At 52.8% G+C, this 16959-nt stretch carries 16 protein-coding genes; 11 read left to right on the top strand and 5 right to left on the bottom strand.

Annotation, left to right across the window (positions count from 1 at the left end; translation table 11 throughout):
* Nucleotides 1-35: 35 nt before the first annotated feature.
* From prsR to BUB13_RS13075, 6 genes are all read left to right on the top strand, one after another.
* Nucleotides 36-1451 carry a PEP-CTERM-box response regulator transcription factor gene (gene prsR, locus BUB13_RS13100; protein ID WP_072909221.1) on the top strand — a complete coding sequence of 472 codons (1416 nt, stop codon included), beginning with the start codon at nucleotides 36-38 and terminating at the stop codon, nucleotides 1449-1451.
* 22 nt (nucleotides 1452-1473) lie between these two features.
* A complete protein-coding gene (locus tag BUB13_RS13095; RefSeq protein ID WP_072909220.1) occupies nucleotides 1474-2154 on the top strand; it encodes a Crp/Fnr family transcriptional regulator in 681 nt (226 codons plus the stop codon).
* A 50-nt stretch (nucleotides 2155-2204) separates the two neighbouring features.
* Nucleotides 2205-2573 carry a nitrous oxide-stimulated promoter family protein gene (locus tag BUB13_RS13090; RefSeq protein WP_072909219.1) on the top strand — a complete coding sequence of 123 codons (369 nt, stop codon included), beginning with the start codon at nucleotides 2205-2207 and terminating at the stop codon, nucleotides 2571-2573.
* 104 nt (nucleotides 2574-2677) lie between these two features.
* Complete coding sequence (locus tag BUB13_RS13085) at nucleotides 2678-3448, top strand: ATP-binding protein (protein ID WP_072909218.1); 771 nt, start codon at nucleotides 2678-2680, stop codon at nucleotides 3446-3448.
* 125 nt (nucleotides 3449-3573) lie between these two features.
* Nucleotides 3574-4995, top strand: a complete 1422-nt coding sequence (locus BUB13_RS13080; RefSeq protein WP_072909217.1) for a mannose-1-phosphate guanylyltransferase/mannose-6-phosphate isomerase — start codon at nucleotides 3574-3576, stop codon at nucleotides 4993-4995.
* A 12-nt stretch (nucleotides 4996-5007) separates the two neighbouring features.
* Entirely contained in the window at nucleotides 5008-6363 is a 1356-nt protein-coding gene (locus BUB13_RS13075) for a phosphohexomutase domain-containing protein (RefSeq protein WP_072909216.1), read from the top strand.
* 61 nt (nucleotides 6364-6424) lie between these two features.
* Here the strand turns inward: BUB13_RS13075 and tpiA are convergent, their stop codons facing one another.
* The 3 genes from tpiA to gap form a co-directional block, all read right to left on the bottom strand.
* Entirely contained in the window at nucleotides 6425-7183 is a 759-nt protein-coding gene (tpiA, locus tag BUB13_RS13070) for a triose-phosphate isomerase (RefSeq protein ID WP_072909215.1), read from the bottom strand.
* Nucleotides 7184-7192: 9 nt separating this feature from the next.
* A complete protein-coding gene (locus BUB13_RS13065) occupies nucleotides 7193-8380 on the bottom strand; it encodes a phosphoglycerate kinase (RefSeq protein ID WP_072909214.1) in 1188 nt (395 codons plus the stop codon).
* Nucleotides 8381-8449: 69 nt separating this feature from the next.
* Nucleotides 8450-9451 (bottom strand): type I glyceraldehyde-3-phosphate dehydrogenase, encoded by a 1002-nt coding sequence (gene gap, locus BUB13_RS13060; protein ID WP_072909213.1) that lies wholly within the window; start codon nucleotides 9449-9451, stop codon nucleotides 8450-8452.
* Nucleotides 9452-9710: 259 nt separating this feature from the next.
* Here gap and BUB13_RS13055 point away from each other — a divergent pair, with 259 nt between their 5' ends.
* The 5 genes from BUB13_RS13055 to pyrE all read left to right on the top strand — a co-directional run bounded on the left by BUB13_RS13055 (nucleotide 9711) and on the right by pyrE (nucleotide 16407).
* Nucleotides 9711-10487 carry an MBL fold metallo-hydrolase gene (locus tag BUB13_RS13055; RefSeq protein WP_072909212.1) on the top strand — a complete coding sequence of 259 codons (777 nt, stop codon included), beginning with the start codon at nucleotides 9711-9713 and terminating at the stop codon, nucleotides 10485-10487.
* A 93-nt stretch (nucleotides 10488-10580) separates the two neighbouring features.
* A complete protein-coding gene (locus BUB13_RS13050) occupies nucleotides 10581-13562 on the top strand; it encodes a phosphoribosylformylglycinamidine synthase subunit PurS (RefSeq protein WP_072909211.1) in 2982 nt (993 codons plus the stop codon).
* A 2-nt stretch (nucleotides 13563-13564) separates the two neighbouring features.
* Nucleotides 13565-14389 (top strand): phosphoribosylformylglycinamidine synthase subunit PurQ, encoded by an 825-nt coding sequence (locus BUB13_RS13045; RefSeq protein WP_072909210.1) that lies wholly within the window; start codon nucleotides 13565-13567, stop codon nucleotides 14387-14389.
* A gap of 8 nt (nucleotides 14390-14397) precedes the next feature.
* Complete coding sequence (purF, locus tag BUB13_RS13040) at nucleotides 14398-15804, top strand: amidophosphoribosyltransferase (RefSeq protein ID WP_072909209.1); 1407 nt, start codon at nucleotides 14398-14400, stop codon at nucleotides 15802-15804.
* 51 nt (nucleotides 15805-15855) lie between these two features.
* Nucleotides 15856-16407 carry an orotate phosphoribosyltransferase gene (gene pyrE, locus BUB13_RS13035; RefSeq protein ID WP_072909208.1) on the top strand — a complete coding sequence of 184 codons (552 nt, stop codon included), beginning with the start codon at nucleotides 15856-15858 and terminating at the stop codon, nucleotides 16405-16407.
* A gap of 56 nt (nucleotides 16408-16463) precedes the next feature.
* Here pyrE and BUB13_RS13030 read toward each other — a convergent pair whose 3' ends face one another.
* Nucleotides 16464-16673 (bottom strand): hypothetical protein, encoded by a 210-nt coding sequence (locus BUB13_RS13030; protein WP_072909207.1) that lies wholly within the window; start codon nucleotides 16671-16673, stop codon nucleotides 16464-16466.
* A 1-nt stretch (nucleotide 16674) separates the two neighbouring features.
* Nucleotides 16675-16947 (bottom strand): chorismate mutase, encoded by a 273-nt coding sequence (locus tag BUB13_RS13025; RefSeq protein WP_072909206.1) that lies wholly within the window; start codon nucleotides 16945-16947, stop codon nucleotides 16675-16677.
* Between the last annotated feature and the right edge of the window lie 12 nt (nucleotides 16948-16959).

The following is a 16959-nucleotide window of genomic DNA, read 5'->3' as shown; positions in this document are numbered from 1 at the left end:
TTGTGATCTGATTCGGTTTTCTTCCGGAGGTTCTGTTGGAAAAACTGCTGATTGTTGATGATAGCCAGGAAATCCGCAAGCAACTCAAGTGGGGGCTCGCAAAGGACTATAAAGTTATTCTTGCTGAGAGTGTCGACGAAGCACTGGTTTTGTTTGCTCAGCATCAGCCCGCCGTGGTGACCCTTGACCTGGGCTTGCCGCCAGATATCGATGGAGCAACGGAAGGGTTGCGCTGCCTCGAAGAAATCCTCAAGCAGCAGCCAGCAACCAAGGTGATCGTGCTTTCGGGCAATGAGGATCACGCCAATGCGCTGGCCGCAGTCGGCATGGGGGCCTATGATTTTTACCACAAGCCGATCAATCTCGATGAACTCAAGATTATCCTGTCGCGTGCGTACCATGTTGCCGGACTTGAAGAGGAAAACCGCCGATTGCAGACCGAAACCCGCAAGGAAGAGGGCGGATACGGGGGGATTTTTGGCCACTGCCCGGCGATGCAGAAAGTTTTTGCCACGATCAAAAAGGTTGCATCAATCGACATCCCGGTACTGATCCTCGGTGAAAGTGGCACTGGAAAAGAGATCGTCGCCCAGGCGATTCACAACCGCGGTCTTCGTCAGGAGGCCAGGTTCGTAGCGATCAACTGTGGTGCGATTCCTGAAAACCTGCTGGAATCGGAACTGTTCGGTCACGAAAAAGGAGCTTTTACCGGGGCTCAGAATCGGGTTCAGGGGAAGGTCGAATTCGCTGACCAAGGCACCTTGTTTCTGGATGAGATCGGAGAGATGCCACCGCTTCTGCAGGTGAAAATGCTGCGTTTTCTGCAGGACAAATTGGTGCAGCGGGTCGGTGGACGAGAGGATATTCCGGTCGATGTACGGGTCGTCGCGGCGACCAATATCGATATCCATGATGCCATGAAAAAGGGCGATTTTCGAGAAGACCTTTACTATCGTCTCGGCGTCATCACCATCGAATTACCTCCGCTGCGCGAGCGTGGTGATGATATCGAGCTGCTGGCCAATGTTTTTCTGCGTCGTTTCAGCCAGGAGCTTTCCATCAAGGCGCGTGGGTTCAGCGCTGCGTCGCTGAAATGGATCAAGGAATACGATTGGCCCGGCAATGTGCGTGAACTTGAGAACAAGGTGAAACGGGCGATCGTTATGGCGGACACTCCAATCATTGAACCATGGGATTTGGGTTTTGAAGAACGTGAACTGTCCGATCTCAGTGATGAAGCCACTGTTGCCACGGAAGACACAGAGATGTTAGGTGGATTGGAGTTGTCGGGTTTGTCGCTGAAGGATGCCCGCTACCAGGTCGATCATCTGCTGCTGCAACGAGCGCTTGAGGAGTGCCAGGGCAATGTACAGCAGACGGCAGAGTATTTGTCAGTCAGTCGACCAACGCTGTACGATCTGTTGAAAAAGCACGGTTTGCACGGTTCTTGATCTCAAGAAAAGGTTTGACTTGATGCGTCTTCCTGAAAATGTCACCCGCTGCCACCTTTTTGCTGGCCTGACAGATACTGACTTGCAACTGCTGGCCACCGTCGGACGATTACGTGAATGCCGACGTGGAGATGTTTTGTTTGAGCAAGGAGAAGAGGCTGCTGGTTTTTACGCGGTCGGCAGCGGGAAGGTCAAGATCTATAAGCTCTCCCCGGAAGGAAAAGAGCGGATTCTGCACGTGGTCCTGCCGGGAAGTACTTTTGCCGATGCCGCGATTTTCGATGACGGTTGTTATCCCGCTTTCGCCGAAGTGCTGGAAAAATCGACACTGGTTTTCTTCCCGAAGCAGGATTTTCTCAACCTGCTGCACCAGCATTCGCAAATTGCCATCAATATTATCGGTGGCCTCTCACGTTTTTTGCGTCAGTTTGTCACCCAGATTGAAGATCTGACATTTCGGGATGTGCCGGCAAGATTGGCTCGCTTCCTGATCGAAATCGGGGCCGACGAGAATCGGCAGGTGACACTGCCATTCTCGAAAAGCCAATTGGCCTCCAACCTGGGAACTGTCAGTGAAACCCTGTCGCGGACCTTCCGCAAGCTTGCGGATGAGGAGATGATTCGTGTCCAGGGGAAGACGATCGAAATTCTTGATGTCGACCGTTTGCACGATCTTGCCGACAGCAGCAAGGATATGGCCTGATTTTGACCTGCATCAAGGGATTCGTCCGTCAGCCTGTTTAAACTCACCGTATGAGTGATAAAAACCAACAGCAGCCACTAACCAGAAAAGAGCGTAAAGACCTCAAGGTGCTTGCACTTTTCACGTCGGTCTATTGCAAAGCCCACCATCAGGCTGGTCGATCTCCTATCGAGAACCTTCCGCCGGAACTGTCTCACTTGTCCGGTTATCGCTGCTGCACCGAGTGCACCGAGTTTCTCCTTTATGCGATCGAGCGACGCTTGAAGTGTCCTCTCGATGAAAAACCTTCCTGCAAGCATTGTACGATTCATTGTTACCGCCCGGGACATCGGGAGAAGGTACGTGAAATCATGCGTTTTTCCGGTAAAGCGCTGATTCGCAAAGGTCGGCTGGACCTGCTTTGGCATTATTTTTTTTAGAAAAAAGAGTTTTCTTGATCGAGGTCAAGGTTACAGCCCGCTTTAATCGCTATAGTGCGTACAACTTAAAGAAAAATCCATTGACTGAATAAAGGGAGTTACAGATGGCATATCGCGAGATGGTAAAGATTGATGAAGACAAGTGTGATGGTTGCGGTCTTTGTGTTCCGGCATGCGCAGAAGGTGCAATCCAGATTATCAACGGTAAAGCCAAACTGGTTGCAGACAACCTGTGTGACGGTTTGGGGGCTTGTCTCGGAGATTGCCCACAGGGAGCGATTACGATTGAAAAGCGTGAGGCGGATGAGTTTGATGAAGTGGCCGTTGAGCAGCATTTAAAGGAAATTGGCCGCGAAGAAACGGTTAGGCAACATCCGGCATCTCCGGCAGGTGGCTGCCCATCCGCACAGGTGAAAAGCTTCACTCCTCCGACAGGTGGCTGTCCTTCGGCAAAACTGATGAATTTCAGTAAGCAGGAAGCCGCTGATGCTGATCAGGCTGGTCAACGGCCATCCGAACTGTGCCAATGGCCGGTGCTTTTGAACTTGGTGCCACCGACTGCACCGTTTCTGGAAGGAAAAGAACTTTTGCTGGCAGCGGACTGTGGGCCTTTCGCCTACGCCGATTTCCACAAAGATATCCTTAAAGGGCGTTCGGTGGTTGTCGGTTGCCCCAAGTTCGATGATACACAGCTTTACATCGAAAAGCTTTCCGCCATGATCAAGGCTGGGGGCATCAGCAAAATCGTTGTAGCGCACATGGAGGTTCCCTGCTGTTCAGGGCTGATCGCGATTGCGAAGCAGGCAATCGAAAAGAGTGGTATCGATATGCCACTGGAAATGATTAAAATCGGTATTCAGGGCGACCTTAAATAGGTGGCTACAACATCCGGGTGAAGTGAAAGGCTCTGTGAATACAGGGCCTTTTTGCTTGCAGTCAGTTCTCTCTCTAGTATGATGACCTTTGTCTTTCAAGGTCGTTTTTAAGCAGGAGGGTTTAGATGCTTTTACCGGTTGTTCTTTCCGGCGGTGCAGGAACACGTCTCTGGCCGCTGTCTCGTGAATCCTACCCCAAACAGTTATTGCCGCTGACGAGCGATAAAACCATGCTGCAGGAAACTGTTTTGCGCTTGTCGGGCATTGCCGATCTTGGTAAGCCGATGGTGGTTTGCAACGAAGCCCATCGCTTTATGGTTGCCGAGCAGTTGCGCCAACTCGACATAGGAACTGATTCGATTATCCTGGAACCTTGCGGTCGAAATACCGCTCCAGCCGTTGCGATAGCGGCATTTCAGGCACAGGCTTCAGGCAATGACCCTTTGTTGCTGGTATTGCCGGCCGATCATTTGATTGGTGATGTTGCGACCTTTTGCCAAACAGTCAACGCGGCAGTTCAATTAGCAGAGCAGGGGAGCCTCGTCACGTTCGGCATTGTGCCAAATGCTCCTGAAACAGGTTATGGCTATATCAAGGCTGCTGAAAATGAAATTGGTGGAACAGGCGCGTTTCCTGTTGACCAGTTTGTCGAAAAGCCGGACTTGCAGACAGCGCAAAGTTATCTCGATTCCGGCAAATATTATTGGAACAGTGGCATGTTCCTGTTTAAAGCCAGTCGCTATCTTGACGAACTGGAAAAATTCCGCCCGGATATCTTTTCCGCTTGCCGGACCGCTTTTTTGTCACTGACAGCCGATCTCGACTTTCTCCGCCTGGACCAGGAGTCTTTTGCCGCGTCACCGTCAGATTCCATCGATTATGCGGTTATGGAGAAGACTGCCGATGCTGTGGTGCTGCCACTTGATGCTGGCTGGAATGACGTCGGTGCCTGGTCCGCCTTGTGGGATGTCCAGCCTCAGGATAAAAATGGCAACGTCCAGTTTGGCGATGTCCTCACCGAAGGTGCAAACAATTGCTATCTGCACGCAACTAACCGGATGATCGCCGCTGTCGGTGTTGAAGACCTGGTTGTGGTTGAAACCGCCGATGCCGTTCTTGTTGCCCATCGCGACAAGGTTCAGGATGTTAAGGGGATTGTCGGGCAACTGAAAGAACAGAAGCGTTCCGAAGCTTTGCTGCATCGCCGGGTCAACCGTCCCTGGGGCGCATATGAAGGGATCGATGTCGGCGAACGTTTTCAGGTAAAACGCATTACTGTAAATCCGGGCGCCAGTTTATCGCTGCAGAAACACCATCATCGGGCTGAACACTGGGTTGTCGTCAAAGGTACTGCAAGGGTCATTTGTGGCGAAAAGGATTTGCTGTTGTCCGAAAACCAATCGACTTACATCCCGTTGGGTGAAGTTCATCGCTTGGAGAACCCGGGACAGATCCCGCTGGAAATGATCGAGGTACAGTCGGGTAGCTACCTGGGTGAAGACGATATCGTTCGTTTGGAAGATAATTACGGTCGTAAGGCCGATTAGGAGTTTGTTGTAATGGAGATCACCTGTTTCAAAGCTTACGATATTCGTGGACGCCTGCCGGATCAGCTGAATGAAGATGTCGCTTGGCGCATTGGTCGCGCTTATGCTGAATTCCTCAAACCGAAAATTGTTGTTGTCGGCCGTGACGTGCGGTTGTCGAGCGAGTCACTGACAAACGCTCTGGCGGAAGGACTTTGTCAGGGTGGTGTCGATGTGCTCGATATCGGACTTTGCGGGACAGAGGAAATATACCACGCCACATTCAGCCAGAAGACCGACGGTGGCATTATGGTTACTGCCAGTCACAACCCGATTGATTACAACGGTATGAAACTGGTGCGAGAAGAGTCGAAGCCGATCAGCGGAGATACAGGCTTGAACGATATTCGAGCATTGGCGGAAAAGGGACAATTTCAGCCAGTCGACAGCCCAGGGGCAGTCACCAAGGTGTCTTTTAAGGCTCAGTATGTCGAGCATCTTTTGTCCTATCTCGATCCAGCTGCCGTGAAACCCTTTAAGGTGGTTTTCAATGCCGGTAACGGTTGCGCTGGTCCTATTGTCGATCTACTGGAAAAGCATCTTCCTCTCGAAGTGGTAAAAATTTGCCATCAGCCGGACGGCAGCTTTCCGAATGGCATCCCCAATCCGCTTTTGCGGGAAAATCGTTCCATCACCCGTGATGCCGTGTTGGCAAACAACGCCGATCTGGGTATCGCCTGGGACGGTGATTTTGACCGCTGCTTTTTCTTCGATGAGAAGGGCGAGTTTATCGAAGGGTATTACATTGTCGGACTGCTTAGTGAAGCTTTACTTTCACGTCATCCCGGCGAGAAAATTATTCACGATCCACGTCTGACCTGGAACACTATCGATACTGTAAAAAATGCCGGCGGCATCCCGGTGCAAAGCAAAACTGGACACGCTTTCATCAAGGAGCGGATGCGTAAGGAAAATGCCGTCTACGGGGGCGAAATGAGCGCCCATCATTATTTCCGCGAGTTTGCCTATTGTGACAGCGGCATGATCCCCTGGCTGATGGTTGTCGCGCTGATGAGCAGTAGTGGCAAGTCGATGTCTGAACTGGTGGCCGATTGTGTCGCTAAATTTCCAGCCAGCGGTGAGATTAACCGCCGGGTTGCCGATGCCTCGGTAGTCATTGCGGACATCAAGGAGCGCTATCAGGCTGATGCACTGGATATCGATTTTACCGATGGTCTTAGCCTCGACATGGGACAATGGCGGCTTAATCTGCGGGAATCGAATACCGAACCTGTTCTGCGCCTGAATGTTGAATCGAGAGGCGATATGTCGTTGATGGAAGAGAAAACAGCAGAGCTGCTGAAACTGATCGGTGGTGAACCTGCCTGAGGGGATTTGGGATAAGGGAAAAGAAACGGGAGCACTCTCAGTTGAGCGCTCCCGTTTTGCGTTATGGTTTTTCGAAACGAACCAGACGGATAAAGTCTTCCGCTTTCAAACTGGCACCGCCGACCAGCGCGCCGTCGATATCATCCTGGGCCATCAGGCCATCGACATTGCTTGGCTTGACACTGCCGCCGTAAAGGATGCGGGTCGCAAAAGCGACCTCCTTTGTAAACATGCCCTGCAGCAGACCACGAATGAACGAATGAGCTTCCTGCGCCTGTTCGTCGCTTGCGGTCTTGCCGGTACCGATAGCCCAGACCGGTTCGTAGGCGATAACGACATCAGCCATGTGCGTGGCGGAAAGGTTGGCCAGCCCGCCTTTGACCTGGTTGGCCAGGACGTCGAGCATGTCACCGTTTTCCCGTTCCTGCAGGGTTTCGCCGATACAGAGGATCGGTTTGAGTCCTGCTTCTAAGGCTTTGATGATTTTCTGATTGATGAACGTATCGCTCTCTTCCAGCAACTGGCGACGTTCGGAGTGGCCGATAATGACGTACTCGCACCCCGCGTCTTTGAGCATCAGCGGTGACACTTCACCGGTGAAGGCGCCGGTCTCCTCGGGGTAGCAGTTTTGCCCTGCCAGTTTGATCGCTGTCCCTTTGATCATCTCCTGTACCGCTGCCAGCGAGGTAAAGACCGGAGCGACAACGATATCGACAGCTTCAAAATTGGCCAGGCATTTGGCCAGGTCGCCACTTAGTTCACGGGCTTCGGCGATGGTCTTGTTCAGTTTCCAGTTGCCGGCAATCATCGGTTTACGCATGTTTCTCTCCTATTTGTCAGTCAATGCCACAACGCCGGGTAAGGCTTTGCCTTCGAGGAACTCGAGGGACGCGCCGCCGCCGGTGGAGATGTGGGTCATTTTATCCTGCAGGTTCGACTTGTTGACGGCTGCAACCGAGTCGCCGCCGCCGATAATCGACAGGCAATCGTTGGCTGCCAGGGTTTCTGCGATCGCGAAGGTGCCCTTGGCGTAGGCATCGAATTCGAAGACACCCATCGGACCGTTCCAGACGACGGTTTTGGCTTCAGCGACTTTCTGGGCGTAAAGCTTGATCGATTCAGGGCCAATATCAAGACCCATCTTGTCGTTCGGGAAGTTTTCGTTTGAGACAACTTCAGCTGGACTGTCAGCAGCGAAAGTGGCGGTCGCCAGATGGTCAACCGGCAGCAGGAATTGCACGCCGCTCGCTTCCGCTTTGCTCAACAGGTCTTTAGCCAGCTCCAGTCGGTCTTCTTCGACCAGCGAGGTGCCGATCTCGTAGCCTTGCGCTTTGAGGAACGTATAGGCCATGCCTCCGCCGATCAGGATAACATCGACTTTGCTGAGCAGGTTTTCGATGACGGTAATCTTGTCGCTGACCTTGGCGCCACCGAGAATGGCGACAAAAGGGCGCTTAGGATTGGCCAATGCCCCGCCGAGGTATTTCAATTCCTTCTCCATCAGGTAACCGGAAACCGCCGGGGAGAGGAGTTTGGCAACCCCTTCAGTCGAGGCGTGGGCGCGGTGAGCAGTGCCGAAGGCATCGTTAACGTACACTTCGGCAAGCTTGGCGAGTTGTTCGGCGAACTGCGGATCGTTGTCGGTTTCCCCTTTATAGAAGCGAACGTTTTCCAGCAGCATGACATCGCCGTCAGCCATCTCTGCGGCCAGCTTTTCGACCTCGACACCGATACAGTCAGGAGCCATATTCACAGGTTTACCGAGCAGGTTGGCCAGATAGTCAGCAGCAGGCTTGAGGCTGAATTCAGGCTGTGCTTCGCCTTTTGGACGGCCGAGATGGGAGGCGAGAATCAGCCGCGCCCCCTTGTCGATCAGGGCCTTGATCGTCGGCAATGCTGCTACAATCCGGGTGTCATCAGTAATCTTTCCATCTTTAATCGGTACATTGAAGTCGACGCGGCAGAAAACGCGCTTGCCGGCAACGTCGATATCATCGATAGATAACTTGTTGAACATTCTTCCTCCATTACAAATAAATTGACGCCGATTCAGATGAACCGGCGTCAGAGTGTTGATATGAATGTATTACTGTTGATCGATATATTTGACCAGGTCGAAGACCCGGTTGGAGTAGCCCCATTCGTTGTCGTACCAGGCCAGAACCTTGACCATATTTCCTTCAATCACGTTGGTGGTCATGGCGTCAAAGGTTGAGGATGCTGAAGAGCCGTTGAAGTCTTTTGAAACCAGCGGCAGGTCACAGTAGTCGAGAATCCCTTTGAGCTCGCCGTCAGCAGCGGCTTTCATCGCTGCGTTGACTTGCTCAACAGTCGCTGCTTTTTCTGTTTCGACGACCAGGTCGACCAGTGAAACGTTTGGTGTCGGCACCCGGACCGCCATCCCGTCCATTTTACCCTTGAGTTCCGGCAGCACCAGTGAAACCGCTTTGGCGGCGCCAGTAGTTGTCGGGATCATCGATACGGCTGCGGCACGGGCACGGCGCAGGTCTTTGTGCGGCAGATCGAGAATGTTCTGGTCGTTGGTGTAGGCATGGATGGTGGTCATCATGCCGCGAACGATACCGAATTCTTTCAGCAGGACTTTGGCGACCGGTGCCAGGCAGTTGGTGGTGCAGGATGCATTCGAGATAATATCGTGTTTGGCGGCATCGTACTCGGTTTCATTGATTCCCATGCAGATGGTGATGTCGGAGTTGGTGCCGGGCGCGCTGATGACAACTTTTTTTGCCCCGGCTTCAAGGTGCCAGGCTGCTTTGTCGCGTGCAGTGAATAGACCGGTCGATTCGATGACAATTTCGACGCCCAGATCTTTCCAGGGGAGTTGAGCGGGATCACGCTGTGAGAGAATCTGAATCTTCTTACCGTTGATAACCAGGTTGTCGCCGTCGACGGAAACATCGCCATTGAAGGTGCCGTGAACCGAATCGTACTTAAACAGATGGGCCAGCGTTCCCGCGTCGGTTAAATCGTTGATGGCAACAATGTCCATCGCATCTGAACTGCTAGCGATGCGCAGGACATTTCTGCCGATGCGGCCGAACCCGTTAATAGCAACCTTCACAGACATGTTTGATCCTCCTCGTTCAAGTGTTGAGCGGTTAGATGATACGCAATCTGTTTATGACGTACTCAAACATATGAAATCATATGCCAAGTATGCGGTTTCTTTTGTAGATTGACCGTCACCAAGGTTACATTAAATCCTGCCCTTTGCAAATCGATTTCAAAGAAAAAAATCCTTAAAAATCACGATGGTTTTTCTACTTGCAGCAGGCGCGGATTTTCGGTATAAGGGCAACGCTTTCGGGGGGAGGAAGGGACGACACGTGCGAGTATGTTTATTGGCCAGCGGCAGTCGGGGCAACAGTGCCCTGATAGAAGCAGATAACTGCCGAATTCTGGTCGATGCCGGTTTGTCCGGGCGTGAAATTGAAAAACGCCTGGCATCGCTGGAACTCGCAGGTGAAGACCTTGACGCCATCCTGGTGACCCATGAGCATCATGACCATGTCGGTGGGGTCGGCCCGCTGGCTCGTCGTTTTGATCTTCCTGTTTATATCGATCAGCAAACACATGCGGCCCTGCCAAAGCTTGGCAAAATAGCCCGGCTCGAACTTTTTGACGCCGGGGATACGTTCAGTTTTCGTGACCTGGAAATCAGCAGCTTTTCCACGACCCATGATGCGATTAATCCTGTTGGCTACGTTATCGAATCGGACGAGGGGAAGGTCGGTTATGCGACTGACCTCGGCATGTCAACGCGTCTGGTCAGCGATCAGCTTAAAGCGTGCCGGGTGCTGATTCTGGAAGCGAATCATGACGAGCAGATGTTGCTCGATGGCCCCTATCCATGGCCACTGAAACAGCGGATTCGCAGCCGCCACGGGCATCTGTCGAATAACGAATCGAGACGCCTGCTGGAAGATGTCAATTGGTCCGGTTTGGAGGCCTTGTTTCTGGCTCATTTGAGTGAAGAAAATAATTGCCCGGATCTGGTGGCGGAAACCTTTCGCCAGTTCATGCTGCAATCCGGTCATACACCGGAAATAATTGTCGGCCGGCAGCATCAAGCGAGTTCCTGTTTTGTCGGCGCTCTGTTATAGTTCCACATTTAAATAAATGAAAAATCTGTCTGAGCAGGAAATTGATTTCCTGCTTTGCTTGTTTCTTAGGACCAGTACAGCGCGGAGTTTTGAATGGCCTGGAGAATAGTTGTAGGACTCAAAGACGGCGTCAAGGACGCACGCGGCGAAAGGGTACGTCGCGAAATCAAGGAGCACCTTGGCTACGACCTTGAGAGAGTACAGACTCTTGATGTTTACACTGTCGATGCAGAGTTGAGCGATAGCGAAGTCGAGCAGGCGGCTGCCGGACCTTTTTCCGATCCGGTTATCCAGGAGGCTGCCATCAACCGACCCCTGGCCAGCGGTTTCGATATCCTGGTTGAAGTCGGCTTCCGACCCGGTGTGACTGACAACACGGGGCGAACTGCCAAAGAAGCGATTCAGTACATCACCGGCCGTCGGTTCTCGGCTGACGAAGGTGTCTACACCTCGACCCAGTACCTGCTGACCGGTCTTAAAGACAAAGAGGTCGCTGAGAAAATCGCCAAGGACTTTCTTGCCAATGGCCTGATTCAACGCTGGACCATTCTTTCAGCCGATGAGCTCGATCCGAAAACCGGCGTCCCGGTGACCGTACCGAAGGTTGTCAGCGACAGCACGCCAACGGTCAACAGTATCGACCTGAATGTCAGCGACGAGCAGCTGCTGGATATCAGCCGCAAGGGAATGTTGGCACTCAGCCTCGAAGAGATGCAGAAGATCCAGCAGCACATTGCTGATCCGCAGGTTGTTGCTATTCGCGAGAAGGTTGGCCTCGGCGCAGAACTGACCGATGTCGAGATCGAAGCGCTGGCACAGACCTGGAGTGAGCACTGCAAACACAAGATCTTTTCAGCGAAGATCGAGTACGAAGACGAAAATGGCAACAAGGAGACCATCGACTCCCTGTTTAAAACCTACATTGTCGGCGCTACCCGCGATATCCGCGAAGCGATGGGCGATGATGATTTCTGTCTTTCGGTATTCAAAGACAACGCGGGCGTTATCGAGTTTACCGATGACTGGAGTATTGTCTTCAAAGTTGAAACCCACAACTCGCCATCCGCTCTCGATCCCTACGGCGGTGCGCTGACCGGTATTGTCGGCGTTAACCGCGATGGCGTTGGCACCGGCATGGGCGCGCGCCTGATCTTCAATACCGATGTCTTCTGCTTCGCTTCACCGTTTTTGGAAAAAGAGCTGCCGCCGCGTCTGCTGCACCCGCGCCGGATTTTCGAAGGTGTGGTCGAAGGTGTCGAGCATGGTGGCAACAAGAGCGGTATCCCGACCGTCAATGGTTCCATCGTTTTCGACGAACGCTTTGCCGGCAAGCCGCTGGTTTACTGCGGTACCGCGTCGATCATGCCGCGCATGCTGAACGGCAAGCCGTGCCATGAAAAGAAAGTGCAGGTCGGTGATCACATTGTCATGTGTGGCGGCCGCATCGGCAAGGACGGCATCCACGGTGCGACCTTCTCCTCGGAAGAGTTGCATGAGGGCTCGCCGGTGACCGCGGTGCAGATCGGTGACCCGATCACCCAACGCAAGATGTTCGATTTCCTTATCATCGCTCGCGATCGTGGCCTTTACAGCTCTTTCACCGACAACGGTGCTGGCGGGCTTTCTTCTTCCATCGGAGAGATGGCCGAAGATACGGGCGGTTTCGAAATGCACCTCGACCGTGCGCCTTTGAAATACTCCGGCCTGCAGCCGTGGGAAATCCTGATCTCCGAGGCGCAGGAGCGGATGAGCCTGGCAGTGCCGCCAGAGAACCTGGATGCATTCATCCAGTTGGCAAAGGATATGGATGTCGAGGCGACCGATCTGGGTAACTTCACCGATTCCGGTTACTTCCACTGCCTCTACGAAGGCAAGACAGTCTCTTACCTGTCGATGGAGTTCCTGCACGAAGGCGTGCCACAAATGGTCATCCCGGCCAAGTGGCAGCTGAGAAACTTGAGCGAACCTGAGCTTGCTGCACCGCAGGATTTAAATGTCGAACTGCAGAAACTGCTCGGCCGGCTGAATATCTGCTCGAAAGAGTCGGTTGTGCGGCGCTACGATCACGAAGTTCAGGCCGGGACCGTCATCAAGCCGCTGGTCGGTGTCGCCAACGATGGTCCGTCCGATGCTGCCGTCTTCCGTCCGATGCTCGATTCCTTTGCTGGTGTGGTTGTTTCTCACGGCATCTGTCCGAACTACAGTGATATCGATACCTACCACATGATGGCCTGCGCCATCGATGAAGGCTTGCGTAACTATGTCGCTGTCGGTGGCAATATCGATCACGTTGCCGGCCTCGATAACTTCTGCTGGTGCGATCCGGTTAAAAGTGAGAAGACCCCGGACGGTGAATACAAGGCGGCTCAGTTGGTACGTGCCAACAAGGCTCTTTACGATTACTGCGTTGCTTTCGGTGTGCCGCTGATCTCCGGTAAAGACTCGATGAAAAACGATTACCAGATCGGTGACACCAAAATCTCGATTCCACCGACAGTTCTCTTCTCGGTGATCGGCAAGATGGCCGATGCACGCAAAGCGGTGTCGATGGATGTCAAGCGACCGGACGATCTGGTCTACCTGCTTGGCGACACCCACAACGAACTGGGGGGCTCGGAGTATTACGAAGAAAAAGGCGCGCTTGGAGCTAATGTTCCGAAGGTTGACGCCGCGTCAGCGTTACTGCGCTATCGCACCCTGAACAAGGCTCAGGACGAAGGTCTGATCGCGTCCTGCCACGATCTGTCCGATGGCGGACTGGCCGTTGCACTGGCAGAGAAAGCTTTCGCGGGGGGATACGGCATCAAGGTGTCGCTTAACCGGGTTGCTGCCGATGCCGGCATGCGCGAAGATCAGATTCTCTTCTCCGAATCACAAAGCCGTTTACTGGTGACGGTACACCCGGAAAATCAGGCGGCATTCGAGGCCTTGTTCAAAGGGCAGAGTTGCCAGCATCTCGGTAAAGTTACAATTCAGCCGGAGCTGTTGGTCAGCGGAGAAAAGGATAAGATTCTGATCAGTACACCGATCGATCTACTGAAAGAGGCGTGGCAAGCGCCGTTGCGGGAGATGTAAAGATGCCCAAACAAGTTAAAGCGATTGTCATTGCCGGCAACGGCACCAACTGCGAGCGCGAGGTTGCTTTCGCCTGCAAGCTGGCCGGTGCCGATGTGTCCGATATCGTCCATGTTGCAGAACTGCTCGCCGGACGGGTCAAGCTGGACGATTACCATTTTCTCAATCTGGCCGGCGGTTTCCTCGACGGTGACGATCTCGGTAGCGCCAAAGCCGGTGCCAACCGCCTGTTGCACGCAAAAATTGCCGGTTCCGATGAAACCATCGCCGACCAGATCCGTCGTTTCGTCGCCGCGGGTAAACTGGTGATGGGGGTCTGCAACGGTTTCCAGTTGATGGTTAAAATGGGCCTGTTGCCTGCGCTGACAGGGGAGAGCAAACAAAGCTGTTCATTGACCTTTAACGACGGTGGGCGCTTCGAGGATCGCTGGGCATGGCTCAAGGTTGATCCCGAGTCTCCATGCGTTTTTACCCGTGGCCTGGATGCCGTTTACCTGCCGGTACGTCATGGTGAGGGGAAATTTGTTACTGATAACAAGGGCACCCTGATGCAGCTTGAGCAGCAGAACCTGGCGGTGGTCAAGTATGCCGATGCTGACTTGAACCCAACTATGGTGTATCCGGACAACCCGAATGGAAGTGAGGCTTCTATTGCTGGCATCTGTGATCCGACAGGTCGTTTGTTCGGGCTGATGCCGCATCCGGAAGCGTATATTCACCGGACCCACCATCCGCGCTGGACTCGCGAGGACATGCCGGAAGAGGGGATGGGATTGTGGATGTATCAGAACGCTGTCCGCTTTATTCGTGAAGAACTGCTGAAATAGGAATTCCGATGTTTGATAAATTACATGAAGAATGCGGGGTGTTCGGTATTTTCGGCCACCCGGAAGCGGCCAACCTCAGCTACCTCGGCCTTTACGCGCTGCAGCATCGTGGCCAGGAAAGTTGCGGTATCGTCGCTTCGGACGGTTATCATCTGAAGTCGCACCTCGGCATGGGGTTGGTTTCCGATGTCTTCAAAAAAGATGATATCTTCGAAAACCTGCCGGGGCATGCCGCTATCGGCCATGTCCGCTATTCGACCGCCGGTGGCAACGACATGAAAAACTGTCAGCCGATCATGGTCGATTACGCTCGTGGCAGCATTGCTGTTGCCCACAATGGCAATCTTGTCAATGCGATGGAAGTGCGCACCCAGTTGGAAAACAGTGGTTCGATCTTTTCCACGACGGCTGATACTGAAACTATTATCCACCTGATTGCCCGTGCACAATCCGATTCCCTGATCGATCGTATCTGTGAATCCCTGCACCAGGTCAAAGGGGCTTACAGCCTGGTTTTTCTGACCGAAACCCGGATGATTGCAGTGCGCGACCCGAATGGTTTCCGCCCTTTGAGCCTCGGCAAGCTTGATGGCGCTTATGTTGTTGCTTCTGAATCCTGTGCTTTTGACCTGATCGAAGCCGAGTTTATCCGTGAGCTTGACCCGGGTGAAATGATCGTGGTCGATAAAGATGGCATGAAGAGCTTCTCGCCGTTTAAAGAGACCAAGAATACTCCCTGTGTCTTCGAGCATATCTACTTTGCTCGCCCGGACAGTCGTATTTTTGGCCGCATGGTTTATACCGTGCGAAAAGAGTTTGGTCATCAGCTGGCGCGCGAATATCCGGTTGATGCTGATATTGTTATCGCCGTGCCAGACTCCGGAGTTCCTGCCGCCATGGGCTATGCGGAAGAGGCTGGTTTGCCGCTGGAGCTTGGGCTGATCCGGAATCATTACGTCGGCAGGACGTTCATCGAACCGCAGCAATCGATCCGGCATTTCGGTGTTAAGCTGAAGTTGAACCCGGTGCGTGAAATCATCGAAGGAAAGAAAGTTGTCGTAATTGATGATTCGATCGTTCGTGGCACCACCTCGCGTAAAATCGTCAAAATGATTCGCAACGCGGGAGCCAAGGAAATTCATGTCCGGATTTCCAGTCCGCCGACCAGCTACCCATGCTTTTACGGCATTGATACCCCGTCACGTAAAGAACTGATTTCTGCATCGCACTCTATTGATGAGATCAACCGGTACATCACGTCCGATTCTCTTGGCTACTTGTCGATTGAAGGGATGCATGAAGCTGTTACTATGCACGGTGATGATAAGATCGGTTTCTGCGACGCATGTTTCTCGGGAGAATATCCGGTCAAATTCCCTCGCCTGAAATCAGACAAGCAACTTGGCTTGTTCTGATTAATCAGCTGTTTGGGACAGAGTATTTAAAGTTAATTCGAGGAGTTCTTGATGAGTGTAAAAGAAGAGTTGAAGCCGATTCTGGTAGAGATGTCTTACGAACAGCGTGAAGTCACGCTGGCGTCGGGCCGCAAAAGCAATTTCTATTTTGACGGCAAGCAGACGACCCTGCACGCAAAAGGCGGTTTGCTGGTCGGCAAGGCCTTTTGGGAAGAAGTAAAGGCGTTTGAAGGGCCGATCGACGGTGTTGGTGGTCTGACCCTTGGCGCCGACCCGATCGCTACGGCAACATCAATCGCAGCTCAACTGGATGGCGAAGATGTCCATGCCTTTATCATCCGCAAGGAGCCGAAAGGGCACGGAACCGGTCAGTGGCTGGAAGGCCGGAAAAATCTTCCGCCCGGATCACGTGTTGTTATCGTTGAAGATGTCACGACGACTGGCGGGTCATCGCTTAAAGCTGTTGAACGTGCAGAAGAGGAGGGGCTGGTCGTTCTTGGCATCGTTACCCTGGTCGACCGCGAAGAGGGGGCACGTGAAGCGATTGAGTCGGCAGGTCAGAAACTGCGGGCTGTTTTTACCCGCACCGAAGTTGTCGGTTAATTTCGGCTTGCTGCAATTTATAACGGGGCGTTGAATCGATTCAACACCCCGTTTTTTCATTCTTCGCTTGGAATGCGATAAACATCCAGAACCCCGGGCAGGTTCCGCAGGGTTGTTTCATCAATCAGGCTGGTATCGCCAACAACGCCGAGGATAATCCGATCGGCTCCGGTTGATTGATGAAAATCACAATCCTGTTCAACCAGGAATTGTTTGGTCTCTTCCAGTTCTGCTTCGGTGGCAGTTTTTTTCATAATCACCAGCATTTCAATCCCCTTTACTTTTTGCCCGTTCCAGGCTCCGGCTTTCATCGATCACACGTTCGAAAAGTCTGACAATCGCTTCATTGTCCAGGGGCCCCGGGTTCTCCTCTTTCATTCGTTCGAAAATCAGTTTTTCCCGTTTCGGGTCGTAGATCGGCAAACCGATTTTCTTTTTTATGTGGCCGATTTCCAGCGCCAGTGCTGCACGTTCGTTAAATATCCGCAGCAGTTCGGCATCCAGCTCATTGATTTTCAGCCTGATGGTATCGATATCCACGAAAAGCTCTCC

This window comes from Malonomonas rubra DSM 5091 (assembly GCF_900142125.1).
Taxonomy (GTDB): Bacteria; Desulfobacterota; Desulfuromonadia; order Desulfuromonadales; family Geopsychrobacteraceae; genus Malonomonas; species Malonomonas rubra.
This window is presented reverse-complemented; position numbering and strand designations above follow the sequence as displayed.

Bases quoted from the DNA above. Each gene is read 5' to 3' on its own strand.
- BUB13_RS13095 (WP_072909220.1), top strand. From the start codon at position 1,474: ATGCGTCTTCCTGAAAATGTCACCCGCTGCCACCTTTTTGCTGGCCTG.
- BUB13_RS13065 (WP_072909214.1), bottom strand. From the start codon at position 8,380: ATGTTCAACAAGTTATCTATCGATGATATCGACGTTGCCGGCAAGCGC.
- BUB13_RS13030 (WP_072909207.1), bottom strand. From the start codon at position 16,673: ATGCTGGTGATTATGAAAAAAACTGCCACCGAAGCAGAACTGGAAGAG.
- BUB13_RS13080 (WP_072909217.1), top strand. From the start codon at position 3,574: ATGCTTTTACCGGTTGTTCTTTCCGGCGGTGCAGGAACACGTCTCTGG.
- tpiA (WP_072909215.1), bottom strand. From the start codon at position 7,183: ATGCGTAAACCGATGATTGCCGGCAACTGGAAACTGAACAAGACCATC.
- purF (WP_072909209.1), top strand. From the start codon at position 14,398: ATGTTTGATAAATTACATGAAGAATGCGGGGTGTTCGGTATTTTCGGC.
- pyrE (WP_072909208.1), top strand. From the start codon at position 15,856: ATGAGTGTAAAAGAAGAGTTGAAGCCGATTCTGGTAGAGATGTCTTAC.
- BUB13_RS13090 (WP_072909219.1), top strand. From the start codon at position 2,205: ATGAGTGATAAAAACCAACAGCAGCCACTAACCAGAAAAGAGCGTAAA.
- BUB13_RS13085 (WP_072909218.1), top strand. From the start codon at position 2,678: ATGGCATATCGCGAGATGGTAAAGATTGATGAAGACAAGTGTGATGGT.
- BUB13_RS13075 (WP_072909216.1), top strand. From the start codon at position 5,008: ATGGAGATCACCTGTTTCAAAGCTTACGATATTCGTGGACGCCTGCCG.
- BUB13_RS13050 (WP_072909211.1), top strand. From the start codon at position 10,581: ATGGCCTGGAGAATAGTTGTAGGACTCAAAGACGGCGTCAAGGACGCA.
- gap (WP_072909213.1), bottom strand. From the start codon at position 9,451: ATGTCTGTGAAGGTTGCTATTAACGGGTTCGGCCGCATCGGCAGAAAT.
- BUB13_RS13045 (WP_072909210.1), top strand. From the start codon at position 13,565: ATGCCCAAACAAGTTAAAGCGATTGTCATTGCCGGCAACGGCACCAAC.